Annotated in this window: 13 protein-coding genes and 1 pseudogene (1 of these 14 only partly in view); 6 read left to right on the top strand and 8 right to left on the bottom strand. The window is 69.9% G+C overall.

Annotated elements, in window-relative coordinates:
• Positions 1–178: 178 nt before the first annotated feature.
• Positions 179–1,261, bottom strand: coding sequence for a mannose-1-phosphate guanylyltransferase (locus tag CFB18_RS05455; protein WP_200808095.1), 1,083 nt, complete (start codon positions 1,259–1,261; stop codon positions 179–181).
• 329 nt (positions 1,262–1,590) lie between these two features.
• Between CFB18_RS05455 and aroQ the strand changes: the two genes are divergently transcribed.
• The 6 genes from aroQ (at position 1,591) to CFB18_RS05425 (ending at position 9,466) form a co-directional block, all read left to right on the top strand.
• The gene (gene aroQ, locus CFB18_RS05450; RefSeq protein WP_088570793.1) at positions 1,591–2,046 is read left to right on the top strand and encodes a type II 3-dehydroquinate dehydratase; all 456 of its coding nucleotides are present in this window, start codon (positions 1,591–1,593) and stop codon (positions 2,044–2,046) included.
• A 17-nt stretch (positions 2,047–2,063) separates the two neighbouring features.
• Complete coding sequence (locus CFB18_RS05445; protein ID WP_088570792.1) at positions 2,064–3,104, top strand: C45 family autoproteolytic acyltransferase/hydrolase; 1,041 nt, start codon at positions 2,064–2,066, stop codon at positions 3,102–3,104.
• A 173-nt stretch (positions 3,105–3,277) separates the two neighbouring features.
• Entirely contained in the window at positions 3,278–6,418 is a 3,141-nt protein-coding gene (locus CFB18_RS05440; RefSeq protein WP_088570791.1) for an AfsR/SARP family transcriptional regulator, read from the top strand.
• A 108-nt stretch (positions 6,419–6,526) separates the two neighbouring features.
• A complete protein-coding gene (locus tag CFB18_RS15580; protein ID WP_088570790.1) occupies positions 6,527–7,357 on the top strand; it encodes a hypothetical protein in 831 nt (276 codons plus the stop codon).
• 83 nt (positions 7,358–7,440) lie between these two features.
• Positions 7,441–8,403, top strand: coding sequence for a PrsW family intramembrane metalloprotease (locus CFB18_RS05430; RefSeq protein ID WP_088570789.1), 963 nt, complete (start codon positions 7,441–7,443; stop codon positions 8,401–8,403).
• A gap of 34 nt (positions 8,404–8,437) precedes the next feature.
• Entirely contained in the window at positions 8,438–9,466 is a 1,029-nt protein-coding gene (locus CFB18_RS05425) for a PrsW family intramembrane metalloprotease (protein WP_088570788.1), read from the top strand.
• Positions 9,467–9,584: 118 nt separating this feature from the next.
• Here the strand turns inward: CFB18_RS05425 and CFB18_RS16500 are convergent.
• From CFB18_RS16500 to CFB18_RS05395, 7 genes and pseudogenes are all read right to left on the bottom strand, one after another.
• A pseudogene (locus tag CFB18_RS16500) lies at positions 9,585–9,762 on the bottom strand (type II toxin-antitoxin system HicB family antitoxin).
• Positions 9,763–9,932: 170 nt separating this feature from the next.
• Entirely contained in the window at positions 9,933–10,136 is a 204-nt protein-coding gene (locus CFB18_RS05420) for a hypothetical protein (protein ID WP_088570787.1), read from the bottom strand.
• A gap of 94 nt (positions 10,137–10,230) precedes the next feature.
• Entirely contained in the window at positions 10,231–12,102 is a 1,872-nt protein-coding gene (locus CFB18_RS05415) for a hypothetical protein (RefSeq protein WP_088570786.1), read from the bottom strand.
• Between the two features lie 15 nt (positions 12,103–12,117).
• Positions 12,118–13,329: a WD40 repeat domain-containing protein gene (locus tag CFB18_RS05410; RefSeq protein ID WP_088570785.1), complete on the bottom strand. Its 1,212-nt coding sequence runs from the start codon at positions 13,327–13,329 to the stop codon at positions 12,118–12,120.
• Between the two features lie 41 nt (positions 13,330–13,370).
• Entirely contained in the window at positions 13,371–14,420 is a 1,050-nt protein-coding gene (locus CFB18_RS05405; protein WP_088570784.1) for a hypothetical protein, read from the bottom strand.
• Positions 14,421–14,563: 143 nt separating this feature from the next.
• Positions 14,564–15,046 carry a zinc ribbon domain-containing protein gene (locus tag CFB18_RS05400; RefSeq protein WP_088570783.1) on the bottom strand — a complete coding sequence of 161 codons (483 nt, stop codon included), beginning with the start codon at positions 15,044–15,046 and terminating at the stop codon, positions 14,564–14,566.
• Positions 15,047–15,053: 7 nt separating this feature from the next.
• On the bottom strand, positions 15,054–15,249 hold the 3' portion of the coding sequence (locus CFB18_RS05395; protein ID WP_088570782.1) for a hypothetical protein. The gene runs 95 nt beyond the window's last position; 196 of the gene's 291 nt are visible here — the last part of the coding sequence; its start codon lies beyond the right edge, outside the window; its stop codon occupies positions 15,054–15,056.

The following is a 15,249-nucleotide window of genomic DNA, read 5'->3' as shown; positions in this document are numbered from 1 at the left end:
TTCGACCTTCGAAGGCCTTCGGCCGACGGTCGGCCTGGCGGGCCGGATGAATTCGGCCCGAGAAGGCCTCCGGCCGATGGTCGGCCTGCGCCGACCGGAGAGCCTTCTTTGCGTCGGCGAGGGCCGACGCCCGGCGCGCCAGCGCCTCAGAAGGCCGATTTCCATCGGCGCGAAACCGTTACAGATACTCCTGGCGCCCCTCGCGCTTCAGCGCCTCCACCAGGAGGCGCACATCCTGGGCACGCTCGCGATGGCAGACCAGGAGGACATCATCGGTGTCGACGATGATCAGATCCCGGACACCCAGGGTGGCCACCAGGCGGCCGTTACCGAAGATCAGCGAGCCCGAGGTGTCCAGCCCCAGGTGCTCCGCACCCAGGACCACGTTGCTCTGATCGTCGCTGGCCAGGATATCGAGCAGGGCGGCCCAGCTGCCGATGTCGTTCCAGCCGAACTCGGCGGGGATGACGGCGACCTCCTGAGCCTTCTCCATCACCCCGTAATCGATGCTCGTGTTGGGCATCCCCGGCCAGATTCGGCCCAGGGCCGCCGCCTCCTCCGGCGTCCCCAGGGTCTCCTCCAGCTCCTGCAGCCCGGCGGCCAGCTCCGGCATGTGACGTGCGATTTCCTCCAGGATGCGGTCCACGCGCCAGATGAACATCCCGCTGTTCCAGGAGTGGTGCCCATCGGCGACGAAGCGCTCCGCCGTGGCCAGGTCCGGCTTCTCCCGGAAGGCCCGCACTCGGTAAGCCAGGAAGCCCCCGAACCGCCCCAGGAGCTCCCCGCGTTCGATGTAACCGAACCCCGTGGCCGGATAGGTGGGGCGGATGCCCAGGGTGACCAGGAACCCTCTCTCGGCGACCTGGAAGGCCGCCCGGAGGACGGCGCGGAAGCGGGCCTCGTCCCGGATGTAGTGATCCGCGGGCAACACCGCCATGCGGGCCCGGGGATCGCGGCGGCGCAGATGCAGGGCCGCCAGCCCGATGGCCGGGGCGGTGTTGCGGCCCACCGGCTCCACCAGGAAGTTCTCCCGGGGGATCTCCGGGGCCTGCTGCATGAGCTCTTCGACGTGCTCCCGACCGGTCACCACGAGGATCTGCTCCGGCTTGAACATGGGGAGCAGGCGATCGACCGTCAGCTGGAACATCGTCCGCTCCCCCAGGAGCCGCAGCATCTGCTTGGGGCGGCTCTGCCGGCTCAGCGGCCACAGCCGGGTGCCGCTGCCCCCCGCCAGGATCACCGCGAACATCTCCCCCTCCATCCGCCACCTCCCCTCGCATTTGGCCGATTCGCAGATTCCGGCTGAGAATAGGGCCTGCCGGCCGACTCCGGCTGTCCGCCCGGGCCCTTCATCGGCGCGAAAGCCTTTTGCGTCGAATGAATTTGACCTCGGGAGGCCTTCGGCCGACGGTCGGCCTGCGCCGACGCCCGGTGCGAAGCGCCCGAGAAGGCCGATTTCCATCAGCGCGAAAGCCCGCCGCCGGGCAGGCGGTCACCGGAAAATAACGATAACGCAGAGCGAACGGGTTCGGCAACTTCCACCGCCCGGAGCAGTCAGGCCATCATCCGATCCGCAGGAGGCTTTCTCCCATGAACGTGCTGGTGCTGCATGGGCCCAACCTCAACCTGCTGGGGACGCGGGAGCCCCACATTTACGGGACGATGACCTTGGAGGAGATCAACGCCCGGCTGGAGGAATGGGCGGCCGCCCACGGCGTCACCCTGCGCATCATCCAGTCCAACCACGAGGGGGTCTTAATCGACGCCATCCACCAGGCCCGAGGCTGGGCGGACGCCATTCTCATCAACCCCGGCGCTCTGCACATCTACGGCTACGCCTTGCGGGAGGCCCTGGCCGCCGTGAACCTGCCCGCTGTGGAGGTTCATCTCTCCAACGTCCACGCCCGGGAGGAATGGCGCCGGCTCTCGGTGATCGCCCCGGTCTGTAAGGGGGTGATCCAGGGCTTCGGCTGGCGCAGCTACCTGCTGGGCCTGGAAGCGCTATACGCCCTCCATCAGGAGCGCGCCGCGCAGGGCCGGGCGTAGGCGAAGCGAGGAACGCGATGCCCGAACTGTTCCCCCCGGCGCCTTACCGGGTGCGGATGCTGGCCGGGACCCCGCGGGAGATCGGCGCGCAGCTGGGCCGCCTGGATCCGCCTTTTCATCGCCCGCCCTGGTGGCCGCCGCCTCCGGATCCCGAGCTGGCCGAGGCCTGCCGCCGGCTGGTGGCCCGCTGGCATCCCCCCTTGATCGAGGAATACGAAGGTTACGCCGCCGCCCAGGGGATGGACCCCCGACTCCTCTGGCAGCAGGTCTGCCGGACCTCCATGCGCGCCCGTCCCTTCGCCTGCTCCGCCGTGGCCGTGTGGGAGCCTGCGGGCGCGTGGGTAGGGCGCAATTACGATTTCCGGCCGATCCAGCGCCGGCGGGACCTGGTGGGGCTGCGCCCGGAGGGGGGCCTGGCCTCCCTGGGGATGATGGGCAGCGTCCCCGGTGGCCGTTACGACGGGGTCAACGAGGCCGGCCTCTTCGTCTCCCTGCACGCCGTGATGGCCGACGAGCCGCCTCCCCGGCCCGGGATCCCCTTCCACCTGATCCCCCGCATCCTGCTCGAGCGCTGCCGCTCGGCCGGGGAGGCCGCCGAGCTCGCGCTGCGGATCCCTCATATGCTCCCCCTAAACCTCCTGGTCGCCGATCCCTATGAGGGGTTCGCTGTGGAGATCCATCCGCTCTGCGCGGCGGTGCGCCTCCCAGAGAACGGGATCCTGACGGTGACGAACCACTATGAGCATCCGGCGCTGCGGCCCTATCAGGGCCGTCGGGATCTGCGGTTCTCCATGCGGCGGAAGGAACGGCTAACGGAACACATCGCAACCGGGGATGGCCCGCCCCGGGAGCGCCTCCTCAGGGCTTTAAGCGATCACGAGGCACCCGTCTGCGGGCATCGCCCCGGGTTCTCTACCCTCTGGTCTGTGATCGCGGACCTCCGGGGGCGCACCGTCGAATACGCCTTCGGACCGCCCTGTCAGACTCCCTTCCATCCCTTCCCATGGCCTTCCGCCTCTGAATGGGATCATCCAGGCGCGCCCAATCCGGGAAACTGAAAATGCGCGGGCGCGTTTCCTCCGGCGGCCCTGGGGCGGTGGTATAATTCAGGTAACCATCAACATCAGTCTTTTTGTAGGAGGGGCTTTCGCCCCAAATCTCGGCCTTCGATGACGCGAGGTTCGCTGCGGAAGCCGCTCCGACAATTCGTTGACCCTGGAGGGGCCCAGGGATGGAAGCGGGCAGAGCTCCCGCGATCTTCCGGATCCGCCCGCAGCTCATTCAGCGGGTTCAGGAGGGGTTGCAACAGGGGACGGTGTGGATCGCCGCGCCGCCCGGCTACGGCAAGAGCACGCTCCTGCGCTCCCTGGAACTCCATCTCCCCGGCAGCCGCTATCTGGGCCTCATGCCATCCGCCATCGACCCGGATTGCCTCCGGGAAGTCCTTGCGCCCCTTCAGGGAGCCCGCATTCGGCTCCTGGACGACGTCCATCTCCTCGCCGACGGCCCGGAGGCGCTGGGTGTGTTGCAAACGGCCATCGCCCGGACCCCGGAACGCTGGGTGGTTGCCGGGCGGTGGATCCCGGAGCCGCTGGGCGGAGGCCCGTTTCCGCAAACATGGCTGACGGAGGCAGAGCTGGCCTTCTCCGTCGACGAGGTGGCGGCGGCCCTCGGGGTGGACCCCGGGACGGCCGCCCAGGTGCACCGCCGGACCCGGGGCTGGCCCATGGCCATCGCCCTGCTCGCCCAGCCTGACGTCGACCGCCCTCTCCCGGAGCGGTGGCCGGAGGCCCAGGATCGGCTTTTTGAGGAGCTGGCCCGCTCGTTGATCCGAACCCTCCCCGAGCCGCTGCGCGCCTTCCTGTTCCGCACTGCGATCCCGCTGTGGTTCAACGGAGCCCTGGCCGACGCCCTCCTGGAAGATCGTTCGGATCTCCTGCCCCAGCTGCCCCGCCTGCTGCAGGAGGTCCAGCGGCGCCGGCTGTTCCTGGAGTCCGCCGGATCCCCGGATCGCTGGCGCTACCACGAGCTGTTCCGGGAGTTCCTGCTCCGGCACATCCCGGAGCCGCTCCCGCCCCTTTTCGCCCGCGCCGTCGCCTGGTTCGAAGCCCAGGGCGACATAGAGATGGCCATCGAGCACGCCCTGGCCGGCGGGCTGGACGCCGAAGCGGTCCGGCTGCTGCGGGCCCTGCCGGACGCCTTCATCTGGGATCGAGGGCGGCGGCGGACGTTCCGGCGCTGGGTGCTGGCCCTCCCCGAGCCCGCGCGCCGGGAGGCGCCAGATCTCATGCTCCGCCTGGGCAAGGAGCTTCATCGGGGCGGCCACTGGGAGGAAGGCCGCGCCCTCCTCCGGGAGGTGCTGGCCTGGGCGGAGCAACAGGGCGATCCGGCGTTGCGGGATCAGGCCTCGCTGATGCTGGCCTCCGCGCTCTACATCGAGGGCCGCTTCGGGGAGAGCCTGGCCTGGAGCATGCAGGGGCTGGGGCAGGCGCGCTCCCCGGACCTGCGCATGCGGCTGCTCAAAACCGCCGCCGACGCCTGCACCGGCCTGGGCCGTCTGCGCGAAGCCCGGCGCCTCTATCAGGAGGCGATGGCCCTGGCAGAGGCGCTGGGGGATCCCCACTACCCGGTATTCCTCCGCCACAATCAGGCGGTGGGCGTGGAGATCCCTGCGGGGCGCTTCGAGGCGGCCCGGGCGCTGCTTTCCGCCAACGCCCCGTATTACGCGGAGCGGCCCGCCCAGCAGATCACCCATCGGATGGGCTGGGCGCTGCTCGCGGTAGAAACCGGAGCCTGGGCGGAGCTGGAAGGGATCCTTCGGGAGATCGAGGCCCTGGCCCGCGAGGTGGAGGAAGGCCAGGCCAGCAACGACTTCTGGTTCTGGTGGTGCCGGGCGATGGGGGCCATCGGCCAGAAACGATGGGACGCCGCCGCGCAGGCCCTCGCCCGGGCCGGGGATCTGGCCCGTGGGCATCCCGAGCGGGTGGGGGCCCTCGCCCAGGCGCAGGCCTGGCAGGCCCGCCGGCAGGGCCAGCCGGAGGAAGCCCTCCGGATCGCCGAGCAGGCCCTGCCGCGCCTGGAAGGGGCCCCCCTTGCCCGAGGCCTGGTGGCCCTGGAGCGGGATTTAGCCGCCTGGGCGCTGGGGCGGGCGGAATCCCACCCGGCCGTGGGAGCCCTGATCGCCGCCCGGGCCGGCGCGGCCTTCCTCCGGCTGCGGGCCCTGCGGGCCCTCCAGGCTTACGCCGCCGGGGATCCCCGCTGGCGCCGCCACCTCCACGCCGCCCTTCGTCAGATCCGGCAGGAGGACCGGCTCTCCGCCCAGGATCCGGAGCTGGGGACCGCCTTCTGGCTGCTTTGTCTGCAGGAGGGGATCCACGAGGCGGAGGCCATCCGGGCGCTGGGCCGTCTAAGGCCCCTTGTGGAACTCGGGGCCTTGCTTCGGCATCCCCGCGAGAACGTGCGTCGGGTCGCAGCCCAAGCCCTGGCCGCCACCGGGGAGGAGGCCGCCATGCCCCTCCTGCAAGACGCCCTCCGCCGGGAGCGCCATCCTCGGGTCCATCAAGCCCTGACCGCGGCGCTGCAGGCCCTCGAATCTCTCCCCCCGCCCCCCTTGGAGATCCGGCTCCTGGGTCGCTTCGAGGTCCGGCGGGGCGGACAACTTCTTCCGGAATCCGTATGGCCCCGGCCCGCTGTCGCCCGCCTCCTGCAATACTTTGCCCTCCACCGGCGTCAGTGGCTCTCCCGGGAGCGCATCCTGGAAGATTTGTGGCCCGAGCGGGATCCCGAAAATGCGGAGGAGATCTTCCGCCGGCTCTTCTCCTGGCTGCACCAGGTCCTGGAGCCGGCCATGCGCTCCAAGGGTCCCTTCCGCTATTTCGCCAGCGCAGGGGAGACTTTGCGCTTCGATCCCCACAACGTTGTGAGGGTAGATGTAGAGCAAATGGAAGCCGAGATCCGCCGGGCCTTGGCGGCGCGCCCAATGCATCGAGAGGCCTGGGCGGCGCTGGCGGCGCGCCTGGAGGAATGGCCTCTGTTGCTGCCCGAGGTGTCGTATGATGCCTGGCTGATCCCCCACCAGGAGCGCTGGCGGTCGCTGCGCACCGAAGCCGCCCAGGCCCTGGCGGAGGACGCGCTGGTCCTCCAGGAGCCCGCGGAGGCCCTCCGCTGGGCGGAGCGCGCCGTCGAAGAGGCCCCCTGGCTGGAGGAAGGCTATCAGGTCCTGATGCGGGCCTGGTCCCGCCTGGGGCAGCGGGCCCGCGCCCTCCGCGTTTACGAGGAGGCAGTGGAAGCCCTCCGGGGGGAGCTCCAAGCCCCTCCCTCCCCCCTCACCCGCTGGCTGGCCGAACGGCTCCGCCGGGGTGAGCCGATTTAAGCCCCGGTCTGCCTTCCCTGCTCCATGTTCACAGGTTGTTCGCAACCCCCGCTTACTCTTTGCTTCGAGTAAGAGGGGATCCCACTGACTTTCCGAGAGGAGGGCGCGATGTCGAACATAGGGCCATCCGGATCTTCCGGAAGCCGGCTTCCATTGGTGGTAGGCGGGGGATGCGCGGGGCTGCTGCTGCTCGGGCTGGCCCTCATCGGCTTGGGCATGTGCGCGCTGGGCGTCGCCGCGTTGAGCCGCGGGCAGGGCCAGCAGCCGGTTCGGCCAGCTACCCCCGTCGTCCGTCCGGTGGGCACGCCCGGCATCCCGGGCGGCGGGCCCGGGGGAGGTGGACCGATGGGAGGAGGCCCGACCGGAGGCGGACCCCAGGGAGGCCCCGGGGGGCCAGTGGGGCCTGCGCCCGGCGGGACCACCGGGATGCCCTCGGGAGGCGAACCGTCCGGGGGGACGACCGGAGGCGGCTTCACGCTGGTTCAGACCGGCGGATACACCTGTGACGTGAACGCCAACCAGTGCCGCCCCCTCACCTCCGGAACAGGCTCTGCGATCCGGGTGCAAGCGCTGGGGGATGGGACCATCGGCATCCAGTTCCCCTTCGCAACCATCCGGGTTCAGCGGGACTGTTCCCTGGTGGACCAACCCGGTTACACCCTCTTCCCGTGCCCCTTCTTCCCTGGGGTTCAGAGTTTCCAGGGGATCCTGGTCACCTCCCAGGGCGCCCAGCCGATCTACACGCCGTTCCAGTATGCGCTGATCGACATGGACTTTGACCAGGACGGCATCGTGAACGAGCCCGGCTACTACAGCCATAGCAGCGGGAGCCTGGCCTTCGAGGCGTATCGGGAGGACGGCACCCTCAAGTTCGCCGGCTACATCGTCGACAGCGGGAACTATACCTACCTGTATGTGTTCACTTACCAGGCGCGCTGAGGGCGTGGGGCCCGCGAAGTTCAATCCGACGGGCTGAGCTCTGGGTCTCTTTTTCCAAATCCGCCGGGATCAAGGAGGTGGAGATGATCGCAGCGCTGGGGATCGCGATGGTCGGGGCGCTGATCCCTACCGTCCTGTTCGCAGGGCTGTTATGGTGGTTCGACCGCTATGAGAAGGAGCCGCTAACCCTGATGGGGGCCGCCACCCTCTGGGGCAGTCTGGCCATGATGGCGGTGACCCTGCTGCGGCCGCTGGCCCTCGCCGGGGGCGCGGCCCTGTTCGATCCGCTGTGGGCGGGGACCTGGGGGAACGCCCTCATGTTGCCAGCCCTGGAGGAGGTGATCAAAGCCCTCTTCCTGGCCGGGTTCTTCCTCCTGTATGCCCGGGAGATCGACAGCCTCTACGACGGCTTCCTCTACGGGGCCCTGACCGGCTTCGCCTTCGCCGCTGCGGACACTATCGTGGGGGCGCCGGCCCGGGGCTGGAGCCTGGAGGGGGCTTTCGGGCGGACGCTGGTGCTGGGCTTGGCCCACGCCTTCTTTACGGGATGGATCGGCCTGGGGCTGGCGGCGGGCCGACTGAGCCGGAGCCCGACGCGGCCGGCATGGCCCCTCCTGGGCCTCGTGGCCGCCATCGCCTTCCACAGCCTGCGGGAGCTGGCCATCGTGCCCACCCTCTGGAACCCGGGTCTGGCCGGTGTGCGGGCCCTGATCAACGCCCTGGGCGTCCTGCTGCTGATCGGCATCGTGATCTACGGGATGGGCCGGGAGCGGACCTGGATCGCCCGCTACCTGGCGGAGGAGGTCTCCACGGGCGTTCTCCCGACGGCCCTGTATGAGGTCCTCCGTTCGCCGGGGGGCTGGCTGACCTATCGGTGGGGTCCGCTCCTCCGGGGCGACACGGCGGCCTGGCGGCGGCGCGGACAGCAGCTCCAGCTCGCCGCTGAGCTGGCCTTCCGCAAGCACCAGCAGGCCGCCCTGGGCGAGGCCCGCTGGGAAAGCGAGATCCAGCGCCTGCGCGAGCTCCTGCGCCGCCTGACGGAGTAAGCGACCGGTTCATCCTTTACCGGGAGAAAGTGATATGGAGAGCCAGGGAGGATTCCCGCTCATCGCCCTGTGTCTGGCGCCCGTGCTGGCCTTCGGGCCGATGATCCTCTATGCGGCCTTCGCCTGGTGGTTCGACCGCTTCGAGAAGGAGCCCCTCTGGCTGATCGCCGCCGCCTTCCTGTGGGGCAGCGTCCCTACGGTCTTGCTTTCCCTGTGTGCCCAGGTCCCGGCCGTCGCCGTCTTCCAGGCCGCGCTGGGGCAGAGCGCGGGAGGCGCCATGAGCGCCATCCTCGTCGCGCCCTTCACGGAGGAGCTCTTCAAGGGGCTTTTCGTTTTTTTGCTCTTTTTGCTCTACCGCCGGGAGATCGACAGCCTCTACGACGGCTTCCTCTACGGCTCCCTGGTGGGCTTCGGCTTCGCCGCCACAGAAAACGTCTTCTATTTTCTGGGCGCGGCCTCTGCGGGCGGGCTGGGGGGGATGTTCGGCAACTTCATCGCTCGGGCCTTCCTCTTCGGCCTGAACCACGCGGCCTTCACCGCCCTCACCGGCCTGGGGTTCGCCGCCGCCCGGCTGTCGACCTCGGCCCTGGTCCGCCTGACCGCCCCCGTCCTGGGCCTGGGCGGGGCCATGGCCTTCCACGCCCTGCACAACGCCGTGGCCACCCTGACCGAAGCCACTCAGTCCCCGCTGGTCTGCCTGCTCTGGGTTCCCTTCGATTGGGCGGGGGCGCTGCTGATCTTCGCCATCGCCCTCTACGGACTCACCCGGGAGCGGCGCTGGCTGCGGCAGTATCTGCGGGAGGAGGTGGAGGCAGGGGTGCTGCCGGAGGCCCTCTACCGGCAATCCGCCTCGATCCTCGGACGGATCGGCATGCGCTGGGGGGCGCTGCTGCGAGGGGATATGGATACCTTCCGACGGCTGGGGTGGATCTACGCCCTGGCGACGGAGCTGGCCTTCCGCAAGCACCAGCGGATCGCCCTGGGGGAGGCCCGCTGGGAGCCGGAGATCCAGCGCCTGCGGGAAGCGCTGCGTCAGGCCGTTGGTCCCGCCGGCACCGGATAAGGAGGCGCAACACCCTCCTCTCCCGAATGAACGCCGGAGGCGGCCCTCCGCCGGCCAACGAAAGCAGAAGGTCGCCTCCGGTTGTTTATGTCCTACCCAGAAGCCCTTCCCTCGATGACTACCCTTGTAAACCGATGAACTCCGTGCTTGGCTCCTTGCCTTCCTCCAGACACATCTGAATAACTTCTCGAATATTTTCCAACAGCTCCTCCAGCGTTCGCCCCTGGCGATAGCAGGCTCGCAGTTGGGGAACCTCCCCCACATAATACCCGTCTTCATCCCGTTCGGATCACCACGTAAAATTCTCGCGCTTGCTTGCCCCAAAGGCAGTTCTTAAGGGCTTACGGCTCTGAACGCATCGGGAGCCTCGTCCGGCGGCGCTTGCGGCGCGCCGTCCATCGAGCCGCCCGGACGATGGCCCCCTTCCAATCGGCGAGCTCCCTTCGGCGGCGGAGCCACCACTGGGTCACTTCCCCGGAGGCGTTTCCGAGAGGCCTTCCACCCCTTGCCCCAGGATGCCCGGCAGATCCGCGAGGTCCCGGAAGACCCACTGGCGCATGGTGGCCGGCTCCGTCACCCGGCCGTAGATCGCCCCATCGGGATCCTGGAAGACCTGGACCACGTAGACGCGCACGAGCCGCCGATGCGACATCGGTTCGATCCCAGCCATCGAAGCCTCCCGGCGTGAGATCCGGATCTCCCAGCCCCTCGGGCCTTATCTTCCTCCGCCCCCGTGAACAGGCTGTGAACAGAAGGATGCGGCCTCAGGGCGCACGGACGGACCAGAGCCCCCACAGCAGCGCGCCGAGGATCCCGCCGATCCGCCCGCGCCATCCGGGGCCCGTTCGGATCGCCAGGGGAAGGGCCGCGAGCAGCGCCCCCGCCGCCCGGATGAAATAGACCGCGCTCAGGAACTCCAGGGGGGTCCGGTGGTAGAGGCGCTCCAGCCACTCCCCCGCCCACGGAAGGACCGGCAGGGGCAGGATCCAGGGCACCACCTGGAAGGCCACCGCCCCCAACCCGATCCACGCCCCGTGCATCCAGCGATCGATCCGCGAACCCTCCGGCGGCGGGAGCAGCAGGCTCCCCAGCCAGAAGGCCAGCGGGGGCAGATAGCGGTCCTCCAGGGGGAGCAGAGAGGCCAACGGGAGCATCAGGCCATAGCCCAACAGGAAGGGGCGAACCGGGGAGACAGTCCCTTCTCCCTCCACGCCCCGGGCGGCCTGCAGGGCGGTGAACAGCAGGTAGGGGAAGCCCCAGGCCATCGCCCCCAGCAGCGGCCACAGGGCGGTGTTCCGGACCAGCCCCTCTGGATCCTCGAGCTGCCGGGCCATGACGGCGGTGAGCAACAGCAGCCCGGCCGCGAGGATCCACTCCAGCAGATCCTCCGCTTCCTCCCGCAGCTCCTGCAGGCCCTTCAACGGCTCCCATGTCCAGGCCACCATCACCAGAAGCAGCGGCCACCACTGCTGAGGCAGCTCCAGGTCCACAACCTCGAAGAACGCCTGGTAGAAGGCGAAGAGAAAGGCCACCGCGCCGATGAGGAGGGCGACATACCGCTGGCCGAAGGCCACCGGCTCCATCCGCCGCCGCATCCCAAGGCCGGCCAGCCCCAGGACGAACAGGACCCCGACGGCCGTCCGGCCCGCCAGATAGGCGTCCAGAGGCCAGTCTCGAAGGGTATGCCAGACCCCTTGATACAGCGCGAGGGGACCCCACGGTCCCAGGGGTGCCAGCAGCGCCATCCCCAGCTCCGGCCAGAAAGCCGGCAGGGCCAGTGCGCCCAGGGCCAGGGCCAGGAAGGGAAGGGCCCCGAAGAGGCGAGGGCGGGCGTGCAGGAGCTCCATCCGGCGGCTCCAGAAATGGCCCAGGCGTCCCCCCTCCTCGACCAGATTGGCCCCCAGCCAGAGCCAGACCGGGACGCTCAGACCCCACACCCCGGCGAGCATCTGCCGGATCCCCTCGCCGGTGGCCGCCGGCCCGCTCCCCCAGGCGGCCAGATAGGGGATCGTCAGGCCCAGGGCCAGCAGGCCCCCCCGCGCCATCCGAGAGATCCGCACCGAGGGCCAGAAGGGAAGGCTCATCAGCCCGATCCCCAGCAGCGCCTTGACCCCCAGACTGAGCAAGAAGGGGCGGATCGGATGGGGCGGGAACTGGGCCAGGGCCAGCGCCCACAGGAGCCGCCCGGGCCAGCCCGCCAGGGCGGAGCGGGGATGGGTCCGCTCGAACAGCAGAAGGGCCAGCGTGGGTATAAGCACCAGATGGGGGGCGGCGGCGCTGAGCAGCGGCAGGCCGAAGTAGAACAGGCCGTAGATCGCGACTGGCAGCCGGAAGGCCGCCGGCAGATCCCCCGCCGTCGCCGTCAGCAAGGTCCAGAGGAAGGCCATCCACAGCGTGAGCAGCCCGGTCCCGGCCGGATGGGCCAACCCCTCCCGGGCCTGCGGGGCCGCCCCCGGGAGGGTGAAGACGAAGGCCGTCCCCAGGGTGGCGAGCAGCAACAGGACCCAGGCCCACCCCCGTGTCCCCATGCGGAGGAGGTCGGCCAGCAGGCCGACGCCGCTCCACTGGGGGCCCAGGATGAACACACGGACGGCGTCCGCCGCCGTCCGGCGCAGCTCCATCCACGCGGACCACATCTTCCCTCCCTCGAATCAACGCCCCGGGATCTCGTAGATGCGAACCTCAACGCCCGTCATATAGCCGATGAGGATGGCCATCGACCGCCCCTCCTCCATTAAGGCGATCCGTAAGGGGCGCGGCGGGAGGATCGCCCGTCCGATCATCCGCCCGCTCCCGGCGTCCCAGACGTAGAGCCGGCCGTTCGTGTCCCCCTCCCCCACCCAGTCCGCCAGCCCGACGATCCGCCGGCCGTCCGGGGTGAAGGCCAGCGCTTTCAAGGGGAGGGGGAACTTCCCATACTCGAGTTCGGGGACCAAGTCGAGTTCCTGAGCGAGGCGCAGCTCCACCTCCTGCTGCTCGGGCCGGATGGTGATCGCCCAGAGGGCGATGCGGGCCGGGAAAGGCGCCTCGTAGCCTTCCTCCATCGGGCGCATCTCGTTCTCCGCCGCGACGAGCAGCCGGCCGTCCGGCGAGAGGGCGATGGCGGTGAGGGGTTCGAACTCGAGGGAGCCCCACCACTCCCCCGTGTAAGCGTCCCACACCTCGAGGTCAGAGGCCCGATCGGTCATCTGGAAGATCAGCCGCTCGTCAGGCGTCATGACGAACTGATCCGCCGCGTCATAGAGATCGAAGGCGAAGGCCCGCCGCCCCGTCTCCACGAAGTAGCCGCTCAAGGTGTCCGTGCCCCCGACCAGCAACAGGGTGCCCTGGGGGGAGAAGGCGATGCGGCGCACCTCCTCCTCTAACGCCAACGTGAAACGGGTCCGCGCCCCGGGGATATCCCACAGGCGGATCTCGGAGGCAGTCCGCAGGGCGAAGGCCTCGCCGTCCGGGGAGAAGACCAGCTCCTCCACCCTCGACGGGGCGGTGGGCCCCTCCGCAATCTCCCCGGTCCGGGGATCCAGAAACCCGGTCTGGCCGTTTGCCGTAAACAGCGATAGACGTCCATCGGGGGCCGGGGCGATGGCGACGACCCCCTCCACCGGGATGGCCACCCGGAGCGGCAGGGCAGGGGCCTCCCCATCCGGCGGGGAGGGCAGCGTGGCCGTGGCCGTTGGCCTCGGGAGGGAAGTGGGGGAGGCCGGCGGGCGCGCCGTGGGCGTTCGGATCTCCGAAGTCGGAGTAGGCGAGAGCAGGCGCGGCAGGAACCGGTAAGCCAGGAACCCGCCGCCCAGAACGGCGCAGGCGCACAGGGCGACGAAGGCCAGCGTTAGACCGCCGATCAGAACCGTGCGTCCCCGCATCCACGTCCTCCTATCGGATCAGGTAACCGCAAGCGGTTGCCCTACATGGAACCCGGAACCACCCGCGCGGCGACCTCGGCCGAGAGATCCGGGGCAAGGGGACGGTCCGCAATCCCCCGGACGAACCACCGGATGTCATAAAGATCGCCGGAGCAAGTGATCGGGCCATCGGAAGGGATCTCAAAGGCGAACGCTTCCTCCTGGCCGGGCTCAAGCTCATAAACGGCGCGGCCAATGAGGGTCGTCCAGTTCCGCCCCTCGGCGAGGATCCGGTAGCCGGCCTCCACGTGCACCCGCTGCCGCGCCTCGCCCTCCCAGCGGACCCATCCCCGCAGGGCGGAGCCTACCGGGAAAGACCATGCGGCCAGAGTGATCCGCAGAGGGTCCGAGGATGGAAGGTCCGAAACAGGCTCCGCCGCCGGGGCCTCCGGGGCCGGCGATACCCGGACGGGCCGGACGGAGAGCGGGATCTTCTCATACGCGTCCGGCCACCCCTGCAGCCCGACCTCCAGCTCCACCCACCATTCGAAGGCGTGGACGTCGGTGCCGAGGCGGCCTCGCTCCTCCCGCCGGAACGAGGCCATCCCATCGATCGGGATGGTGAGGGCGGCCATGTAGCGCTGGGGAAGCCCGGGGAGGAGCTCGACACGGCCGGCGATCCGGATCTCCTGGACCACCCGCGTCTGCTCCCGCTCCTCCTTCCGCCGGCGGGTTTTACGGAACCAGTCCCACACCCAGAAGGCCATGAATTCCTTCGTCATCAGCCGGAGGCGGATGGGGCCGGCGACCAGGGGGCGATGGGCCTCCACGGCGATCTGAACCGCGAGGGTCTCCCCCAGGCGGGCCGCGCGGGGCTCGACGTCGACATGCACCGTGGCGGCCATGCGGGTGAGCCCCTCCGACACGAACCCGACCCCGAGGAACAGCAGGAAGAGGACCGCCAGCCCTCCTCCACATCCCCCGATCAGCGCCGTCTCCAGATCCCCCGCCCGTCCGGCGCGAACTGCGAACCATCCCCCCAGGCCGAGGCCGCCCAGAGCCAGGAGGATCAGCATGGATCCGATCGCGATCCACAGCGCTCCTCGTCGCATGGCGGCCTCCTACGGTGCAGGAGGGCCTTCAGCCCCAAACCCCTTCCCCTCAATCCGAACAAAGGGTCGCGGCGAAAGCCGCTCCCGGAGGCATTCGCCCTACAGAGCCTTGGGCCCGAAATCCGGCGATCGGATGCCGCGGATCACCTCCCCTCCCAGGCGGCAGGGAGGGCGGCCCCGCAGGCGGGGCAGCCCCGCCAACCGGGGTCCACTTCCCGGGCGCAGTAAGGGCACCGGAACCGGGCCGGCTGACCACACCCGGCGCATCGGGCTTCCCCTCGCGCCAGCCGACGGCCGCAGGTGGGGCACCGGAAGGCCACCGGAGCCTCCGAGGCGATCGTCGGCGGCGGCCCCTCCAGGGCCCGGACGAGGGTCCGGGCGGTTTCCCCCACCCGCTCCCCGATCGTCGCCCCCAGGCCCGGCGGCGGAGCGGGCCGGGGCAGCCGCGGCCGCCAGCTCCCGAAGGCGCGCCCCAGGGCCCGGGGGAGGAGCCAGAGGTTCAGGGCCAGAGAAAGGGCCAGCAGCCCAAGCAGCCCCAGGGCCCCGACCCGCTTCTCGAGGACGACGGACAGGGCGATGGCCCCCAGCCCGCTGATCACCAGCCCCCAGCGGATGGCTCGCAACATAGCCCCTTCAAGCCGTCGGGGGGATCGGGGGGAACGGGAAGAAGGGCGAGAGGATCGGGCCAAAGGTCTCGGAGAGCCGGTTGAAGAACGAGCGGATAGCCTCCGCCACCGCCCCGCCCACGAGATCAGGGTTACTGCGGAGATAGGCGGCCACCGCGCCCAGCAGGGCTAGGATTACGATGGCCAGGGCCACCCACTCCAGC

Source organism: Thermoflexus hugenholtzii JAD2 (assembly GCF_900187885.1).
Lineage (GTDB): Bacteria > Chloroflexota > Anaerolineae > Thermoflexales > Thermoflexaceae > Thermoflexus > Thermoflexus hugenholtzii.
This window is presented reverse-complemented; position numbering and strand designations above follow the sequence as displayed.

Excerpts from the sequence above, each read along its gene's own strand:
- CFB18_RS05455 (WP_200808095.1), bottom strand. The coding sequence starts at position 1,261 with ATGGAGGGGGAGATGTTCGCGGTGATCCTGGCGGGGGGCAGCGGCACC.
- aroQ (WP_088570793.1), top strand. The coding sequence starts at position 1,591 with ATGAACGTGCTGGTGCTGCATGGGCCCAACCTCAACCTGCTGGGGACG.
- CFB18_RS05445 (WP_088570792.1), top strand. The coding sequence starts at position 2,064 with ATGCCCGAACTGTTCCCCCCGGCGCCTTACCGGGTGCGGATGCTGGCC.
- CFB18_RS05440 (WP_088570791.1), top strand. The coding sequence starts at position 3,278 with ATGGAAGCGGGCAGAGCTCCCGCGATCTTCCGGATCCGCCCGCAGCTC.
- CFB18_RS15580 (WP_088570790.1), top strand. The coding sequence starts at position 6,527 with ATGTCGAACATAGGGCCATCCGGATCTTCCGGAAGCCGGCTTCCATTG.
- CFB18_RS05430 (WP_088570789.1), top strand. The coding sequence starts at position 7,441 with ATGATCGCAGCGCTGGGGATCGCGATGGTCGGGGCGCTGATCCCTACC.
- CFB18_RS05425 (WP_088570788.1), top strand. The coding sequence starts at position 8,438 with ATGGAGAGCCAGGGAGGATTCCCGCTCATCGCCCTGTGTCTGGCGCCC.
- CFB18_RS05420 (WP_088570787.1), bottom strand. The coding sequence starts at position 10,136 with ATGGCTGGGATCGAACCGATGTCGCATCGGCGGCTCGTGCGCGTCTAC.
- CFB18_RS05415 (WP_088570786.1), bottom strand. The coding sequence starts at position 12,102 with ATGTGGTCCGCGTGGATGGAGCTGCGCCGGACGGCGGCGGACGCCGTC.
- CFB18_RS05410 (WP_088570785.1), bottom strand. The coding sequence starts at position 13,329 with ATGCGGGGACGCACGGTTCTGATCGGCGGTCTAACGCTGGCCTTCGTC.
- CFB18_RS05405 (WP_088570784.1), bottom strand. The coding sequence starts at position 14,420 with ATGCGACGAGGAGCGCTGTGGATCGCGATCGGATCCATGCTGATCCTC.
- CFB18_RS05400 (WP_088570783.1), bottom strand. The coding sequence starts at position 15,046 with ATGTTGCGAGCCATCCGCTGGGGGCTGGTGATCAGCGGGCTGGGGGCC.